16 protein-coding genes are annotated in these 15605 nt (G+C 70.8%); 10 read left to right on the plus strand and 6 right to left on the minus strand.

The window, feature by feature from the left end; genetic code table 11:
* Positions 1-58: 58 nt before the first annotated feature.
* Positions 59-1252 carry an ABC transporter substrate-binding protein gene (locus F3H13_RS03755; protein WP_149797721.1) on the minus strand — a complete coding sequence of 398 codons (1194 nt, stop codon included), beginning with the start codon at positions 1250-1252 and terminating at the stop codon, positions 59-61.
* 95 nt (positions 1253-1347) lie between these two features.
* Between F3H13_RS03755 and F3H13_RS03760 the strand changes: the two genes are divergently transcribed.
* The 3 genes from F3H13_RS03760 to F3H13_RS03770 all read left to right on the plus strand — a co-directional run bounded on the left by F3H13_RS03760 (position 1348) and on the right by F3H13_RS03770 (position 4605).
* Positions 1348-2403 carry an ABC transporter ATP-binding protein gene (locus F3H13_RS03760; RefSeq protein WP_149797722.1) on the plus strand — a complete coding sequence of 352 codons (1056 nt, stop codon included), beginning with the start codon at positions 1348-1350 and terminating at the stop codon, positions 2401-2403.
* Positions 2404-2476: 73 nt separating this feature from the next.
* A complete protein-coding gene (locus F3H13_RS03765) occupies positions 2477-3448 on the plus strand; it encodes a ribose 1,5-bisphosphate isomerase (RefSeq protein WP_149797723.1) in 972 nt (323 codons plus the stop codon).
* On the plus strand, positions 3445-4605 hold the full coding sequence (locus tag F3H13_RS03770) for a carbohydrate kinase family protein (protein ID WP_149797724.1): 1161 nt from the start codon (positions 3445-3447) through the stop codon (positions 4603-4605). The genes F3H13_RS03765 and F3H13_RS03770 overlap by 4 nt, the downstream gene beginning before the upstream one ends.
* Before the next feature lie 30 nt (positions 4606-4635).
* On the opposite strand, the gene F3H13_RS03775 is transcribed toward F3H13_RS03770, so the two are convergent.
* Together F3H13_RS03775 and F3H13_RS03780 are read right to left on the minus strand one after the other, a co-directional pair.
* Positions 4636-5823, minus strand: a complete 1188-nt coding sequence (locus tag F3H13_RS03775; RefSeq protein WP_149797725.1) for a hypothetical protein — start codon at positions 5821-5823, stop codon at positions 4636-4638.
* A gap of 130 nt (positions 5824-5953) precedes the next feature.
* On the minus strand, positions 5954-7006 hold the full coding sequence (locus tag F3H13_RS03780) for an asparaginase (RefSeq protein ID WP_188127988.1): 1053 nt from the start codon (positions 7004-7006) through the stop codon (positions 5954-5956).
* Positions 7007-7275: 269 nt separating this feature from the next.
* Between F3H13_RS03780 and F3H13_RS03785 the strand changes: the two genes are divergently transcribed.
* The 3 genes from F3H13_RS03785 to F3H13_RS03795 all read left to right on the plus strand — a co-directional run bounded on the left by F3H13_RS03785 (position 7276) and on the right by F3H13_RS03795 (position 10308).
* Positions 7276-7497 (plus strand): hypothetical protein, encoded by a 222-nt coding sequence (locus F3H13_RS03785; protein ID WP_149797726.1) that lies wholly within the window; start codon positions 7276-7278, stop codon positions 7495-7497.
* Between the two features lie 222 nt (positions 7498-7719).
* Complete coding sequence (locus F3H13_RS03790; protein ID WP_149797727.1) at positions 7720-9378, plus strand: DUF255 domain-containing protein; 1659 nt, start codon at positions 7720-7722, stop codon at positions 9376-9378.
* Between the two features lie 123 nt (positions 9379-9501).
* Complete coding sequence (locus F3H13_RS03795) at positions 9502-10308, plus strand: TrmB family transcriptional regulator (RefSeq protein WP_149797728.1); 807 nt, start codon at positions 9502-9504, stop codon at positions 10306-10308.
* 539 nt (positions 10309-10847) lie between these two features.
* On the opposite strand, the gene mptA is transcribed toward F3H13_RS03795, so the two are convergent.
* The gene (gene mptA / locus F3H13_RS03805) at positions 10848-11774 is read right to left on the minus strand and encodes a GTP cyclohydrolase MptA (protein ID WP_149797730.1); all 927 of its coding nucleotides are present in this window, start codon (positions 11772-11774) and stop codon (positions 10848-10850) included.
* A gap of 195 nt (positions 11775-11969) precedes the next feature.
* Here mptA and F3H13_RS03810 point away from each other — a divergent pair, with 195 nt between their 5' ends.
* The 3 genes from F3H13_RS03810 (at position 11970) to F3H13_RS03820 (ending at position 13131) form a co-directional block, all read left to right on the plus strand.
* On the plus strand, positions 11970-12263 hold the full coding sequence (locus F3H13_RS03810; protein ID WP_008441398.1) for a 50S ribosomal protein L21e: 294 nt from the start codon (positions 11970-11972) through the stop codon (positions 12261-12263).
* Between the two features lies 1 nt (position 12264).
* A complete protein-coding gene (locus F3H13_RS03815; protein WP_149797731.1) occupies positions 12265-12621 on the plus strand; it encodes an RNA polymerase Rpb4 family protein in 357 nt (118 codons plus the stop codon).
* Between the two features lie 75 nt (positions 12622-12696).
* The gene (locus F3H13_RS03820) at positions 12697-13131 is read left to right on the plus strand and encodes a universal stress protein (protein WP_149797732.1); all 435 of its coding nucleotides are present in this window, start codon (positions 12697-12699) and stop codon (positions 13129-13131) included.
* Positions 13132-13162: 31 nt separating this feature from the next.
* On the opposite strand, the gene F3H13_RS03825 is transcribed toward F3H13_RS03820, so the two are convergent.
* On the minus strand, positions 13163-13912 hold the full coding sequence (locus tag F3H13_RS03825; RefSeq protein ID WP_149797733.1) for a class I SAM-dependent methyltransferase: 750 nt from the start codon (positions 13910-13912) through the stop codon (positions 13163-13165).
* Positions 13870-14640, minus strand: a complete 771-nt coding sequence (locus tag F3H13_RS03830) for a hypothetical protein (RefSeq protein ID WP_149797734.1) — start codon at positions 14638-14640, stop codon at positions 13870-13872. Before F3H13_RS03830 ends, F3H13_RS03825 begins: the two co-directional genes overlap by 43 nt.
* Before the next feature lie 103 nt (positions 14641-14743).
* On the opposite strand from F3H13_RS03830, the gene F3H13_RS03835 reads away from it, so the two are divergent.
* Positions 14744-15484 (plus strand): DUF655 domain-containing protein, encoded by a 741-nt coding sequence (locus F3H13_RS03835; RefSeq protein WP_149797735.1) that lies wholly within the window; start codon positions 14744-14746, stop codon positions 15482-15484.
* The last annotated feature ends 121 nt before the right edge of the window (positions 15485-15605 follow it).

Consider the following 15605-nt stretch of genomic DNA (forward strand, 5'->3'; position numbering starts at 1 on the left):
GGCTCAGTCCTCTGACCAGAGCCGCCCGGAGCGTTTCGTCCCTGTCTGGGGCGGCCATCTACGCTTTGACCTCCTCCCAGGCGGCGTTGTACGGCTCTTGAACGTCGGGGTCGATGTCCTTGAACGGAATGAACTGTTCGAACCGCTCGGGATCGATGCGACCGTACAACTCTGCTTCACTCTCCTCCAGTTCGTCCGCGACGTTCGGATTACAGCTCGGCGACTTCCCCTGGCGGGCCAGCTCGGCGCCGGTCGTCGGCGCGATGTACTCGTTGACGACCTCCCACGCCACCTCGGGGTTGTCCGAGTCCTGCGACACGACGGCCGTCTCGTACCACGCCATCGCCCCTTCCTGTGGAACGACGAACTCGACCCAGTCGGCGTCCTGGTTTTCCTGGAGCCGAATGACCTCGTTCCGGCCGGAGTGACCGACGAGGAAGTTTCCTTGTTGGAACTGCTGGATGAAGGTCGTGTCCGAGGAGATGTATCCCTCGAGGCTGGGCTTCTGCTCGATGAGCAGGTCCCGCATGCTCTGGATCTGATCTTCGGTGAACGTCATGCGGTCGTTCTCGGTGAGCGCTTCCCTGTAGGACGGATCGTCCTCTTCTTCGGCGAGGTACAGCGCCGCCACCGGCATCGTCTTGGCGGCCTCGTCGTACATGATCACTTCCCCGTCGAGGTCGGTGTCGACGTAGTCGTCCTCGAACATGATGTTGTAGCTGGGCTCGTGATCGGGTACCTCGCGGGTGTCGTACGCGTATCCGTACCACCCCCACCGGATCGGAACGCCGTACGCGTTGCCGTCCTGCGTGAACTGCTGACCGACGAAGTCTCTGAACTTCTGGTAGATGTCGCCGTAGTTGCCGACGGTGTCGGTGTCCACTGGTTCTATCAATTCCGCGTTGAGGAACCGCGGAACGAGGTTGTTGTTCGGGACCGCGATGTCGAAGTCCGCGCTCTGGTTCATCTGCTGGAACATCTCCGTCGAGGACGTCGACGACGTTATCTCGACCGTGGCATCGACGTTCTCCTCGACGCTCTCGACCACCGGGTCCTGTGCGAAGTCGTTCCAGGTGATGACGTTTATCGTCGGGGTTCCGCCGCCGCCCTCACCCATACAGCCGGCGCTCGCCAGCGTCGCCGCCGCCCCGGCACCGGCGAGGTACGCGCGCCGACTGACGCTCCGGGAGCCGGGCAGCCGGCCGCCAGTCGTCCGATCCGTGTCATCTGTTAACTCGTTATTGTGTGACATGGAACGTGATGTATATTCGAAACTAATAAATTTTGCTTGCGTCGCGACCCCCTTCCGGCGATAGTTTGATAACGAGTGTCACGCATGATTCGGCGATGGCAGCACACGACGGGACCCTCGTCGAGCTTGACGACGTTCGAAAGGAGTTCGGAGACGTAGTCGCCGTTAAGGGGATCGACTTCGACATCCGACAGGGCGAGTTCTTCACGCTCGTCGGCCCGTCCGGCTGCGGCAAGACCACGACTCTCCGGATGATCAGCGGCTTCGAACGCCCGACCGAGGGCCGGGTCCGCATTGACGGCCGCGAGATGACGTCGTTCCCCCCGGAGGCGCGAGACACCAACCTCGTCTTCCAGCACCTCTCGCTGTTCCCGCACATGTCCGTCGGCGAGAACGTAGGCTACGGGCTGAAGAAGGCGGGCGTCGACGCCGACGAGCGGGACGAGCGGGTCCGGGAGTACCTCGACCTCGTCGACCTCGGGGGGTACGCCGACCGGGATCCGGCCGACCTCTCCGGCGGCCAACAGCAGCGGGTCGCGCTGGCGCGTGCGCTGGTCAACGAGCCGGCCGTCCTCCTGCTCGACGAACCGCTGTCGAGCCTCGACCGCAAGCTCCGGAAGCGGATGCAGGTCGAACTCCGACAGATCCACGAGCAGACCCAGGGCTCGTTCTTCTACGTCACCCACGATCAGGAGGTCGCGATGACGCTCTCCGACCGCATCGCGGTGATGAACGAGGGCCGGATCGAACAGATTGGGCCCCCCGAAAAGATCTACCGCGACCCGGCCACCGAGTTCGTCGCCGACTTCATCGGCGACACCAACCTGTTCGACGGCGAGGTGATCGACCGGGACGGCGACCGCGTTGTTCGGGTCGGCGGTCCGGACGGGTTCGTCGTCCCGGTCGACGGCGCGAGAGGCGACGTGACCGTCTCGGTCCGGCCGGAAGACTTCACGCTCGTCCCTGAGGGCGGCGATTTCACCGGCGAGGTCACCGAGCGGTACTTCCAGGGCGACCGGACAAACTTCGTCATCGACCCCGACTTCGACGCCGAAGCGGTTCAGATCGTCATTCAGGGGCGAGAGGGCGGCGTCGACACCGGTGAGCGGGTCGCCGTGGACGTCGTCGACGGCGCACCGGTCGTCTTCTGAGCGCCGCCGTTCCCGCGTCGACGGGTCCGTCGAGGGGCGCTTTTATCACCACACGGCCGGCTACCGGATCAGTATGACGGACACCGAGCCGGCGCCGGCGGTCAGCGAGACCGCCGAGTCGATCGCGACGATGGAGATCCGCGGCGCGGCGACCATCGCCTCCGCGGCCGCCGAGGCGCTCGCCGAGCAGGCGGAGGCGGCGGCCGCGGCGGACGCGACCGCGAGCGACCCGGAGGCGTTCCGCGCGTCGATGCGCGCCGCGGCGCGGACCCTCCGGGAGACGCGCCCGACCGCGGTGTCGCTGCCGAACGCCCTCCGGTACGTCCTCCAGCGGATGGAGGGCGACTCGGTCGACCGGCTCCGCCGGAGCGTCGTCGACGCGAGCGACGCGTTCGTCGAGCAGTTAGACCGCGCGCAGGAAGACCTCGGGCAGGTGGGAGCGAACCGCCTCGCGGACGGCGACACGGTGATGACGCACTGCCACTCCACCGACGCCTTGGCGTGTATCGAGGCCGCCGTCGAGCAGGGGAAGTCGATCTCGGCGGTCGTCAAGGAGACGCGCCCGCGCCAGCAGGGGCACATCACGGCCGAGGCGCTCCGTGACGCGGGCGTCCCCGTCACCCTGATCGTCGACTCCGCGGCGCGGCGCTACCTCGACGAGGTCGACCACGTCGTCGTCGGCGCCGACTCGATCGCGGCGGACGGCGGCGTCATCAACAAGATCGGCACCTCGGGGCTCGCGGTCAACGCCCGCGAGCGCGGCGTCCCGATCATGACCGCCGCGCAGACGATCAAGCTCCACCCGGAGACGCTGACGGGCCACACCGTCGAGATCGAGATGCGCGACGAGACCGAGGTGATCGACCCCGACGCCCGCGAGGAGATTGGCGAGATCGACGTCGAGAACCCCGCGTTCGACGTGACGCCGCCGCGGTACATGGACGCGATCGTCACCGAGCACGGACAGTTCCCCCCGGAGAGTATCGTGACGCTGATGCGGGAGCTGTTCGGCGAGGGCGCCGCCGAGCCGTGGGCCGAACCATGAGCGGGCGCGACGAGGAAGTCGACGACTGGGACGAGACGGTCGCGGCGTGGGACCGCGAGGTCGACGAGTGGGAGGAGGCCCCGGACGGCGGCACCGAAGGCGCGGTCGACGGCGACCCGGACGCCGACGGAACCGGCGACGAGCCGGACGGAGTCGACCCCGCGGTCGACCGCGACCCCGACCTGCCCCCCGACGAGGCCGACCGCGTGCCGAAGGTCGTCTCGGCGGGCCACATCAACTGGGACGTGACGATCCACGTCGACAGCCTGCCCGAGCCGGACGGGGAGACGCGGATCGACCGGCTCGAACAGTCCGGTGGCGGCAGCGCCGCGAACGTCGCGGTCGGGCTCGTCGACCTGGGCGGCCAGTCGGTCGTCTACGGCAGCGTCGGCGGCGACGAGTCGGGCGCGCTGGCCCTTCGCGAGCTCGCCAGCGCCGGCGTCGACCCCGGACAGGTGCTCGTCGACGCCGCCGAGCCCACCTCGGTGAAGTACGTCATCGTCGACGGCGGCGGCGAACTGCTCATGCTCGCGAACGACGGCGCCAACGAGTCGTTCTCCGCGGCCGGCCTCGACCGCGACACGCTCGCGGCCGCCGACCACCTCCACCTCACCGGGCAGCAGCCCGAGACCGCGGCGGCGCTCGCGACCGCGGCGGCGGAGGCGGGCGCGACCCGGAGCTTCGACCCCGGGCGCCGCGTCGCGGACCGCGAGTTCGAGGCCGCGCTCCACGCGAGCGACGTCCTCTTCTTGAACGACCGCGAGGCCGACGCGCTCGAGGCGGCGACCGACGTCGACCCGTGGGAGCCGGACGACCGCGTCGTCGCGATCAAGCTCGGCGACGAGGGCGCGACGGTGCGGACGCCCCACGGCAGCGTCTCGCACCCGGGGTTCGACGCCGACCCGGTCGACACCACCGGCGCCGGTGACGCCTTCGCGGCCGGGTTCCTCGCCGCCGCGCTCCGGGAGCCGGAGATCGCCAGGGACGGGTTCTCGCACGACCCGCGCGACTATCAGGTGCCGATCCTCGTCGGCAACGCCTGCGGCGCCGTCGCCACCGAGTCGGTGACCGCGCGGACCGACCTCTCGTGGGACCGCGTCCGCGAGACGATGGGCGAGTCGCCCGAGACTGACCTCCTCATCGAGGTCCGCGCCTGACGCGCCGCCGGATACCGTCGAACCCGCCGGTCACCCCTCGTAGTCGAACGCGACCGCGAGGTCGGCGGCGCCGAAGAAGACGAACCGGCACCGGCCGGGGACGAGATCCGGACAGACCCGGAGCGCGTCGGCGTGGGGCCCTCCCTCGACGAGCCCCGACTCGGTCATCTCGAACTCCCAGTCGAGCGTCCCGCCCGGTGCGACCCCGAGCGCCTCGTCCGTATAGCCGAACGTTGCGTCCCCCTCGGCCCCCCGGAGTTCGGTCCACCCCGCCTCGGTCAGAATTTCCAGGTTGTACTTCCCCTGGTTGCCGACGTACGCCGTGCGCCCGGAGACGTTGGTCAGCTCGATCCGGAACCGGGTTCCGCGGCCGATCGCGAGCGGGTCGGACCCGGGCGCGTCGTCGCCGGGGCTCACGACCCGGAGCGCGAGCGGGCCGTCGCCGCCCGCGTCGCTGCCTGCGCCGCCCCCGCCGCCCCAGTTGACCTCGCCGTCGTACATCTGCGGGTGGCGCTCGAAGCCGTCGGCGTCGCAGTCGAAGGCGGCGGGGACGGTCGTCGGCTCGTGGTCGGGGCGGACCTCGCCCGGGAGCCCCGCCGGGTCGCGGGTCCCGTCACCGTCGCGCACCGTCTCCGTCTCGCCCCAGCCGTCGGTGACCGAGAGCCGCGCCGCGTCGGGGAGCGGGTCGCTCGTGACGCGCAGCAGCGCGGCCGAGTAGGTGATCGCCTCGCCGCAGGCGACCTCCTCGTCATCCGGCCCTCGGACCGTCGCGTCCGCGACGAGGGTCCCGTCCTCGACGCGTACGTCGTCGAACGCGATCTCGTCGTGACAGGTGTCGGGACCGACGGACTCGACGTAGACGATCACCGACTCGGCGAAGTCCGTCTCCTCGACGAACGCGCGGACCGCCTCAGGCGCCTCGTCGAGCAGCCACGCGCCGTCTCCGTGTTCCTCGGTGATCAGCACGCAGAACCCGCGCCGCTCGGTTCGGTCCCACGCGGGCCCCGAGAGAGCCGCGCCGACCTGCCGGACGGCGGTCGTCACCTCGCCGCCGTCGCCGTCGTCTCCGTCCCCCCCGTCGGCTCTGTCGCTGCCGTCTCCGTCGCCGCTGTCGGTCCCGTTTCCGTCCGCGGGGGCACCGGCCTCCGTACAGCCCGCGAGTGCGGCGGCGCCGGCGGCGACGCCGTAGAGGGCCGTCCGTCGCGTGAACTGGGTCATGCTTCCCGGTACGGGGCCGGTATATATGGGCTTCCTGTAAACGAAAACGGGCGTCTGTCCCATCTCGGCGGGCGGTTTCGCCCCGGTCGACTCGGCGCGCCGCGCTCGCCTCGCGCCGATCGCCCTCGCCTCACGCCGGCGCGAACAGCGCCTCGATCCCCTCGCCGTCGAGGCCGGCCGCGAGGCCGAGCGCGAGCGCGACGCGCGCCTTCGCGGCCGGGAGGTCGCCGGCGAACGTCACTCCGTGGTCCGCGAGCGTGACGGCGCCGCCGGGCGTCCCGTACACCGGCTCCGTCGGCCCGGCGGGCGGGCGGCCGGCGACGACGACCGGAACGACGTCGACCGCGTCGCCCATCGCGTCGCCGAGCGCGCCGGTGACGTTCCCGAGGCCGGTCCCCTCGACGACGATCCCGCCGACGCCCGCGTCGAGCGCGCGTTCGAGCGCCCCCGCGCCGACGCCGGTCCCCGAGTGGACGACCGGGACCTCCGGCACGTCCGCAGGTCCCCCTATCTCGTCCCCGAGCGGGGCGACCGGGACGCCGCGCTCGGGGGCCCGGACGAGCCGCGAGGCGGCGCGGGTGAACGTCGCGACCGGTCCCGCGCCCGGCGAGGTCATCGTCGACAGCGCGTTGCTGTGGCCCTTCACGACGTCGCGGGCGGCGTGGAGCTCGTCGTCGAACGCGACGTGGACGCCCGGCGCGAACCGGTCGTCCGCGGCCGCTCGGACGGCGAGCGCGAGGTTCGCGGGGACGTCGCTGGAGGGCTCGTCGAGCCGGCGCTGCGCGCCGGTGACGACGACCGGCGCGTCGAGGTCGGTGAGGAGGTCGAGCGCGAACGCGGTGTCCGCGAGCGTGTCCGTCCCGTGGGTGACGACGACGCCGTCCGCGCCCTTGCTCACCGCGTCGCGCGCGGCCGTCGCCGTCGCGAGCACGTCCCGCCACCGGACGTCGAACCCGGGCTGCGAACACACCTCTCTGGTCGTCACCCGCGCGTAGTCGCTCACGGCCGGCACCGCCGCCACGAGGTCGTCGCCGGTCTTCTCGGGGGCCGCGCCGTCGTCGCCCGGCTCCGAGGCGATGGTGCCGCCGCAGGCGACGACCGCCACTCGGGGTCGCCCCCCGTCGGCGCGCGCGGCGGGGCGGTTCGGATCTCGCTGTCCGTCGCGGTGATCGGTCTCTGGCATACCCCACCTCGCTCCGCGACGGACAAAGCGGTTGGTGCCGCGGCAGTCGTTCGGATCCGGATCGGTCGGTCCGACGCGGGCGGACCGGCGGATCGCGCCGAGACGGCCGGATCGGCGAGGATCTCGAAACAAAGAATTAGCGAGCCCAATAAACAGTTAAAACGCTTCTGCGCCGGTTTTAAAACGACTCGATCGGTCGAGAAACGCCGTGAAATTCGCCGAACCCTCGTCGGGCTATATGTGGTCCCCCGTCATACGGAGAGGTGTCCATGTCAACCCCCGCTCCCACGCAGATCGCGTCCGGCGAACGGCTCGCCGGGCTGATGACCGGCACCGTCAAGGCCGCCGCCTTCTGGGCGGCCATCGCCATCCCGGCCGCCTACCCCGTCCTCCTGTACTCGGGGCTCGACGGCGGCACCGGGCGGCTGTTCGTTGTCCTGCTGTTCGCGAACGCCCTCGCGCTCGCGCTCGGTCACGACTACAAACGCTGACGGACGACGCCGACTCGCTCGCCGAGACCCGACCCGAACCGCCCGCCGAACGCCCGACGCGTCGCGTGGACACCGGTGCCGCGCCCTCCTCTCCCTGCCTCCGCCCTCCTCTCCCTGCCTCCGCCCTCCTCCCGCCCGCCCTCCACGCTTCCCCCGCTTTCGTTCCTCCCGCCAGCGTCCCGCTCTCGAAGCGCTTACCCCCGCCCCGATCCGACTATGCCCATGACCGACGAGACCCGCGTCGAGTGGCGCGACTGGGGCCCCGAGGCGTTCGCCGAGGCCGACGAGCGCGACCGCCCGGTGCTGCTCTCGCTGTCGGCCACGTGGTGCGAGGGCTGTCACGAGATGGACGCGATCACCTACGCGGAGCCGCGCATCGCGGCCAACGTCAACGAGGGGTTCGTCCCCGTCCGCGTCGACGTCGACCGCCACCCGCGGGTTCGCGAGCGGTACAACATGGGCGGCTTCCCGACCACCGCCTTCCTGACGCCCGAGGGGACGCTGCTGACCGGCGCGGGCTACCTCGACGTCGACGGGATGCGGCAGGTCCTCGAATCGGTCCGGCAGATGTGGGCCGACAAGGGCCGCGAGGCCGGCCGCGTCCCCCGCGCGCTCGACGCCGACCTGCCGCCCCGCGGCGAACTGACCGACGGGATCGAGAGCCACCTGGCGGGGCAGCTGGAGGCCAAGTACGACGAGGAGCACGCCGGCTGGGGGACGGACGCGAAGTTCCCGCTCCCGCGGACCGTCGAGTTCGCGCTGAAGCGCGACCGGAGCTGCGCGCTCCGGACGCTCGACGCGGTGCGCGACCACCTGGCCGACGACGTGGACGGCGGGTTCTTCCGATACGCGGGCACGCGCGACTGGGGCGATATCGCCTACGAGAAGCCGCTCGACACGAACGCGGCCGTGATCCGCGCGTTCGCGAACGCCTTCCTCTACACCGGCGACGAGGCGTACGTAGAGCCCGCGCTCGACGCCGTCGGCTTCCTCACCGACGACCTCTGGACCGGCTACGGGGTCGGCGGCAGCCTCGGGCCCGGGCTCGGCCGCGCCTACTACGCCGCGCCGGCCGAGGACCGCGCGGAGCTGGACGAGCCGCGCCGCGACCTGACCGTCTTCGCCGGCGGCAACGCGCTCGCCGCGGACGCGCTGCTCGCGGTGGCCGCCTACACCGACGACGAGCGCGCCCGCGAGTACGCCGGCCGGATCCTCGACGGCCTCGAGCGGGACCTGATCGACGCCGAGTCCGGCGCGGTGACCCGCTACCGCGGTACCGACGAGGTCGGCGAGTCCGACCTGCTCGAAGACGCCGCCCGCGTCGTCGGGGTGTACGTCCGCGCCGCCGGTATCCTCGGGGAGGGCGCCGAGGTGGCCCGCGCGGTCGCGGACCGGGCGATCGACCGGCTCCGCGTCGACGGCTCGTTTGTCGACGGACCGCGCTCTGGGGCGGGGCTGCTCGATCGGTCGTTCCGCCCGCTCGACGCCAACGTCGAGATGGCGTCGTCCCTGCTCGACCTCGCGGCGCTCACCGGCGAGGAGCGCTACCGCGAGGTCGCCCGGGAGACCGCCGAGGCGTTCGCCGGCGCCACCGAGCGGCTGAGCGTCCAGGTCGCCGGCTACGGGAGCCTCGCCGCCCGCCTGCGGCGCGGGACGACTGTCATCGCGGTCGGGACCGAGCCCGGGAGCGACCTCCACCGCGCCGCGTGGCGGGTCGCCGACCACGAGAAGGTGATCGCGCCGAACGCCCACGAGGCCGACGCGCCCGCGCCCCGGACGGTTCCCGCGGGAACCGCGGTCGTCCTCGCGGGCGACGGCGCCTCCGAGCCGGCGGAAACGCCGGACGAGTTGATGGACCGGGTCGGCGACGTCCTGGCATAACCCCCTCGTCGACGCCGAACGACGCCGCCGCTGACTCGTTCGCTCGTCACCGGTCGTCCGCGGCGACCCATCCGGATCGTAAACGGGCGACGCGTTTATACGGGTGCCGCGGCATCCCAGCGTATGGCATCTCTCCGCGATCTGGGGCTCTCCGAGTACGAGGCCCGGGCGTACCGCGCGCTCCTCCGCACCGGGCCGACGACGGCGAAGGACCTCTCGCGGGCCAGCGAGGTCCCGATGGGGCGGATCTACGACGTGCTCAACAGCTTAGAGCAGCACAACCTCGTCCGCAGTCAGGCCGCCAGCCGGCCGAAGAAGTACGTCGCGGTCGAGCCGGACGCAGCGCTCGACCGCCTGCTCGACGAGAAGAAGGAGGAGCTGCGGACGCAGGCCGAGCAGTACGAGTCGGTTGTCGACGATCTCTCGACCGAACTCGACGCCGGCGAGCCGGTCGATGGCCAGTTCTGGACCGCGGCGGTCGGCGCCGAGGAGGCGACGGACCTCCTTTTAGAGCGGATCGCCGCCGCGGAGCGACGGGTCGTCGTGGTCGCGGGCGCGCCCGCGACCGGGTTCGACCTCGGCACGATCGGCGAGCGCGTGACCGCCGAGCTGGAGGCCGCGCTCGAGCGCGGCGTGGAGATCCGGGTGCTGCTCTCCCCGGCGACGGTCGACGAGCTCCCGCGGAGCGTCGGGCGCCGGTACACCGCGGAGCTGACCGATATGGACGGGTTCGAGGTCCGGACGCTGCCCGACGTCGACGGGACGTTCAACGTGTTCGACGAGATAGAGGTGTGTATCGAGGTGCCGCACCCGCTGTCGTCGGACGAGCCGTTCGCGATGATCGACGTGAAGGACATCGAGTTCGCGACGAGCGTGAAAGACCAGTTTGAGCCGCGCTGGGCGGAGGCGGAGCCGCTGACGTTCGGGTGAGCGGCTGACAACGACGACTGTTTATAAATGGGATGCGGCGGCGCGTGCCTGCGAGGCCGCCTCGCGGCCGAGCCGCGAGGGACCGAAGGTCCCTCTGGAAGCCGGCGCGAAGCGCCGGCGACAGCACGCGCGAGGGAGTCAGTCGCCGGAGCGAAGCGGAGGCGACTGACGAGGCTGGGGAGGTGTGAGGCTGCGGTTGCTGTGCGGGGCGGGGCTCAAAGGGGCAGTCGCGAGGGCGAAGCACGGCGCAGCAAGTACCACAGCGAGGGAGCGCTAGCGACCGAGCGAGGAACACAGCAAGCCGCGCGAGCCGTCGCGGCTGGGGCTTTGGAGGTGTTCGTCGCCGATCCGTTGTTGGCTATTTATAAGCGAGCGGCTGGGACTTCAGAAGTGTTCGCGACCGATCGAATATCAATTATTTATAAACGAGCGGCTGTGACTTTGGCGGTCTTTTCCGCAGTATCACTGTTCGCTTATAAAAAGCCGACAACAACACCCGAATTCAGTTAAAAAGGCCCGGAGACTGCGACTACACGCACCTATGGGTCGAGTTCGTCGCGCAGGTCGCCCAGCCGGACCTCGCGCTCGGCGTGGGCGTTGTGCTGGTGGATCGACTCGTCGTTCGACTGCTTCATGTGGATAACGGCCTCGTCCGAGAGGTGCGGGAACTCGTCGACGGTGCCCTCGGCGAGCGCGCGGACGCAGTCCTCGACGAACTTCGCGTCGGCGTGGGCCTCGTAGGTCATGTGGTCCTCGTCGGGGCGCTTCGCCATGTTGTAGATGCGCGCGCTCATCGAGTCGCGAGCCACGTCGATCAGGTCGCGGAGGTCGATGTCGGGGTGGCCGTCCGTCGTGATCGTCAGCGTCGCGTGGCCGCGCTGGGAGTGGCCCGGCTGCGGGACGGCGTCTAAGAACTCCTCGGTCGTCTCCTCGTCGACGCCGAGCTCCGCGAGCTTGTCGCGGGCTCGGGACTCGCTCATCCCCTGCGAGCAGGGACAGACGGTCATGCCCGTCACCTCGGCGCCGATCTCTTCGCGCGTGCCGTCCTCGGTGGCGGTCGCGCTGGCGACGATCGTCGCCGTGCTCTGCGTCTCGATGTCGGAGGCCGGCGTGTCCTCGCGGGTGACGAGCTCCGCCGTCATCGACACCTCGGCGGTGGTGGTGTAGTCGTGCTTCTCTAAGAGCCGCTCGGCGGCGTCGCCGCAGACGTCCTCGACGCGGTACGCCTCCTCGCGGGTGATGTCCTCTAAGATCTCGTCGACGGTCGCGAGGTTCCGCGACATGTCGATCCCCTTCCGGCCGCTCGGGAGGTCGACGAACACCTCGAACTCGGCCATGAGGACGATAGGGCGCTTGTCGCCGCGCGCCAGCTTCACGAGCTTCTCCACGCCGGTAACGCCGACCTGCGAGAGCCCGACGGTGACGTCGGGGGACGACGCCTGTACATCCGGCAGCTGATGACTCATTACAAATATGATAGGGACTCCTTGGATTAGCCCTTTCGGAAGGGGGAGGTACATCTGGTAGTCGCGCGCGTGCGACTCGGCAGCGACGGACGCGGTCAGCGGCCGCTCGCCGACGGCCGCGTGTGTGAGGAGCCCACGTCCTGCGGGTCGTAACGCACGATTTATAACGGCGGCAGCGGAAGGTATCCCAAGACCATGCCGAGTTCCAATGGGCCGCAGAAGGCGACTCGCGACAAGCTCTCGAACAAACCCCGCAACCGCGGCACCTCCCCGCCGCAGCGAGCGATCCAGGAGTTCGACGAGGGGTCGCAGGTCCACCTCAAGATCGACCCGAGCGTCCCCAACGGGCGCTTCCATCCGCGCTTCGACGGCCGGACCGGCACCGTCGTCGGCAAGCAGGGGTCGGCGTTCAAAGTGGAGATCCCGGACGGCGGCAAGACGAAGACGCTCATCGTCACCGCCGCCCACATGCGGGCTCAGCAGAACTGAGATGACGATTTTCAAAGAGAAGCTCGACGAGGAGTACGTCACCACCTCCGAGGCGAAAGAGATCCTCGTGGAGATCGAAGACGAGCGCGCGGAAGACGAGGAGCGTGACCTCCGCTACGAGCTCGCCCGCGCGATCGAACACGTCAACCGGTTCGCGGAGCTCGACGCCGAGGAGTCCCGCGAGCTCGTCGAGGAGCTCACCGAGCTCGATCAGATCGATCTGCCGACCGCCGTGAAGATCACCGACCTGCTCCCCGAGGACCGCACGGAGCTCCGCTCGGTGTTCGCGCAGGAGCGCTACTCGCTCGACGGCGAGGAGCTCGACGAGGTCCTCGACGTCGTCGCGAAGTACGCCTGACTGCGGGTCTCTTCCGGCCCGACGGGGCGGGTCGTCGACATGTTTTTTCAGATTTCCCCACGTACGTTGACCCGCATGTACCAGACTACCCTCGTTCCGACCGGCGAGGGCGACGCCGCCCTCGACGCGGTCGACGACGCGATCGAGGTCACGGCCGACGACGGGACGGTACACGTCCTCGGCGTCGTCGAGGAGATCCCGATGTACGACCGCTCGGGCAAGCCGGAGAAGTTCGACGACGAGGACCCCGAGCGCCGCGAGCGACTGGAGGCGGCCGTCGACCGGGTCGCCGCGGCCGTCACGGACGCCGGCGTCGACAGCGAGACTGCGATCGAAGCCGGGGTTCCGGCTCACGAGATCGCCGACTACGCGGAGGCGGTCGGCGCGGACGCTGTCGTGATGGGCAAGCGCGGCCTCGACGAGGCCGCAGACGACCTGCTCGGCAGCACGACCGAACGCGTCATCCGGAACGCCGACGCGACGGTCGTCTCAGTTCCGGTCTCCGCCTGACTCCCGCGCCGACCGTGGGGACCCGTCCCCGCTACTCCCCTCGCCCGGCCTCGACGGCGATCGTCCCGAAGAGGCGTCGCCGTCGCTCGCGGACGGCCGCGTGATCGTCGAGCGCCCGCCGCGCCGCGGCGGTCCGCTCCGCCAGCCTGCCGAGCGGATCGTCGGTCCGCGCGTCGAAGAGGCGACCGTTCAGCGCCACGAACGCCCGGAGCGCGGCGTTCGCCGCTCGGTTCCCCTCGGGGACGAACGCCGCGAGGACGACGGCGTCCGCCAGGTCGCACCACCGGCTCACGACCGCGTACGGGTCGGCGAGAAGCGACGTGACGAACGTCGCGAGGACGCCGTCCGCGGCCGCGACCGGCGGGCGCTCGGCGTCGGCCTCGACGAGCGAGACGTTCCCCCAGCCGCGCCGCTCGACGAGCCCCGTCGCCCGATCGAGCATCCGCGGCGAGACGTCGACGCCGACGACGCGACCGCTCGGACCGACGGCGCCGCGGAGCGCGGGGAGGTTCACCCCGGGGCCGCAGCCGAACTCGACGACGGTGTCGCCCGGGTCGAGGCCCAGCGCGTCGACGCAGGCGGTCCGGACGCCGCCGACGGACGCGGTGGCTCGCGCGAACCAGTCGTAGACGCGGGCCCACGCGTCGTAGCCGCGCCGGATCCGGCGCAGTCGGCGCGGATCCGCCGCCTCGAAGCCATCGGCCGTCGCGGACCCGCCCGCGTCCTCGCCGTCGCGGGTCACGGGTCGGCGCCCACCGCGGCCGGGGGTGTCTTCGGCCACCACCGCGCCGGCCCGTCGCGGGCGACCGTCGAGTGACACTGTTCGGAGTCGACACACCCTCGCGGCCGCTGGTAGGCGATCCCGCGCTCCGCGAGGTAGGAGACGTACCCGTCGTCGACGCGGTCGAGCTTCTCGTGACACACCCACCGCTCGCCGCACCGCCCGCCCGCGACGTTCCGGTACGGACAGGTGAACTTCGTTTCCTCGACCCCGCCCTCGGAGGCGGTCTCGTCGATCCGAACGCCGACGGTCCGGTACGCCAGCCTGAGCCGTCGGACGACCGCTCTCGGCGACGACGCGCCGAGAAAGAGGACGTGCGCGAGCGCGTACCCGAAGTCGTGGAGCAGGCGCTCCCCTCGCGTCAGCGACGCCCGCTCGCCCTCCAGCCGCGACCGCAGGGTGCCGTACCACTCCGCGATCTCGCGGACGTCGTCGCGCAGCGCCGCCGCCTCCGCGAGCGCCTCGCGCCGCTCTTCCAGGGGCGTCGGCCCGTCCGAGAGCCGGAACGAAGGCACCGCCTCGACGTGTTCGAGCACCCGCTCGCGGAGGCAGTCGCCGTCGGCGTGGGCCGCGGCGCGCCGCCGGAGTTCGGGGTACCAGTTCCGCGTCAGGGCGCCGTACGCGCCGTCGAGCAGGTCGTCGACCCGCCCGTGGTCGTTCGTCTCCGGCGGGGGACCCGGGAACGCCTCGACAAGTCGGATCACCTCCGCCGGCTCCGGTTTCGCCATGATACCACGTGGCACTCGACGCTATTGAATCCGGTCGTCGGCGGACGCGGACGCGTCCCGTCCCCCCAGCGGTTTTTTCACCGCTCGGAGCGATAAACGATACATGGACCACGCCGACGGCGACGGGACGCCGGCCGACGATCGGAGCGGGGGTGACGCCCCAGCGGACGACGCCCCGGGCGAAGACGAGGGCGCAACGGACGACGCCCTCGGCGAAGACGAGGGCGCAGCGGACGACGGCCTCGGCGAGGACGAGGGCGCAGCGGACGACGGCGCAGCGGACGACGCCCTTGGCGAGGACGAGGGCCCGACCGCCGTCCTGCTCGACGTGCTGCCGAACGGCCGTCCCGACGACGACCGGCCGCAGTCCCGCAAGTCGCCGGTGGCGTACGGGCTCGGCGCCGCCTCGTTCGCGCTGTACGAGCTGACGCTCGCCGACGACGTTGACGCTTCGGTCGGCGACCGGATCGCGCTGGACGGCCCGGACGTCGGCCGCTACCGCGAGGTCGAGTTCGACGGCCTCACCCGGAACGCGGCCGCGGAGATCGAGTACGCCGTCGAGGCCATCGTTGAGGCCGACGAGGAGCGGTTCGTCGACTTCTACAACGAGGCGGGGCCGATCACCCTCCGGCTCCACCAGCTGAACCTGCTGCCCGGGATCGGTAAGAAGCTGCGGAACGACCTCTTAGACGAGCGGAAGCGCGGCCCGTTCGAGAGCTTCGCCGACGTCGAAGAGCGGATCTCCGGGCTTCACCGCCCGCGGGAAGTGATCCTCGAACGGATCGTCGAGGAGATCCGGCAGTCCGACCTGAAGTACCGGACCTTCGTCGCCCGGGAAGAGTGAGCCGGTCGGGTCGACGGCCTCGTCGGGTGATCGGCTGGCGGCCGATCGCCCCTGGCCGCCCCTCGGAACCCGCCGCGAGCGCGACGGGCGCCCCGAAACGAGGCTTTTACCCGAACACCGC

Origin of the sequence: Halorubrum xinjiangense (assembly GCF_900102375.1) — an archaeon.
Lineage (GTDB): Archaea > Halobacteriota > Halobacteria > Halobacteriales > Haloferacaceae > Halorubrum > Halorubrum xinjiangense.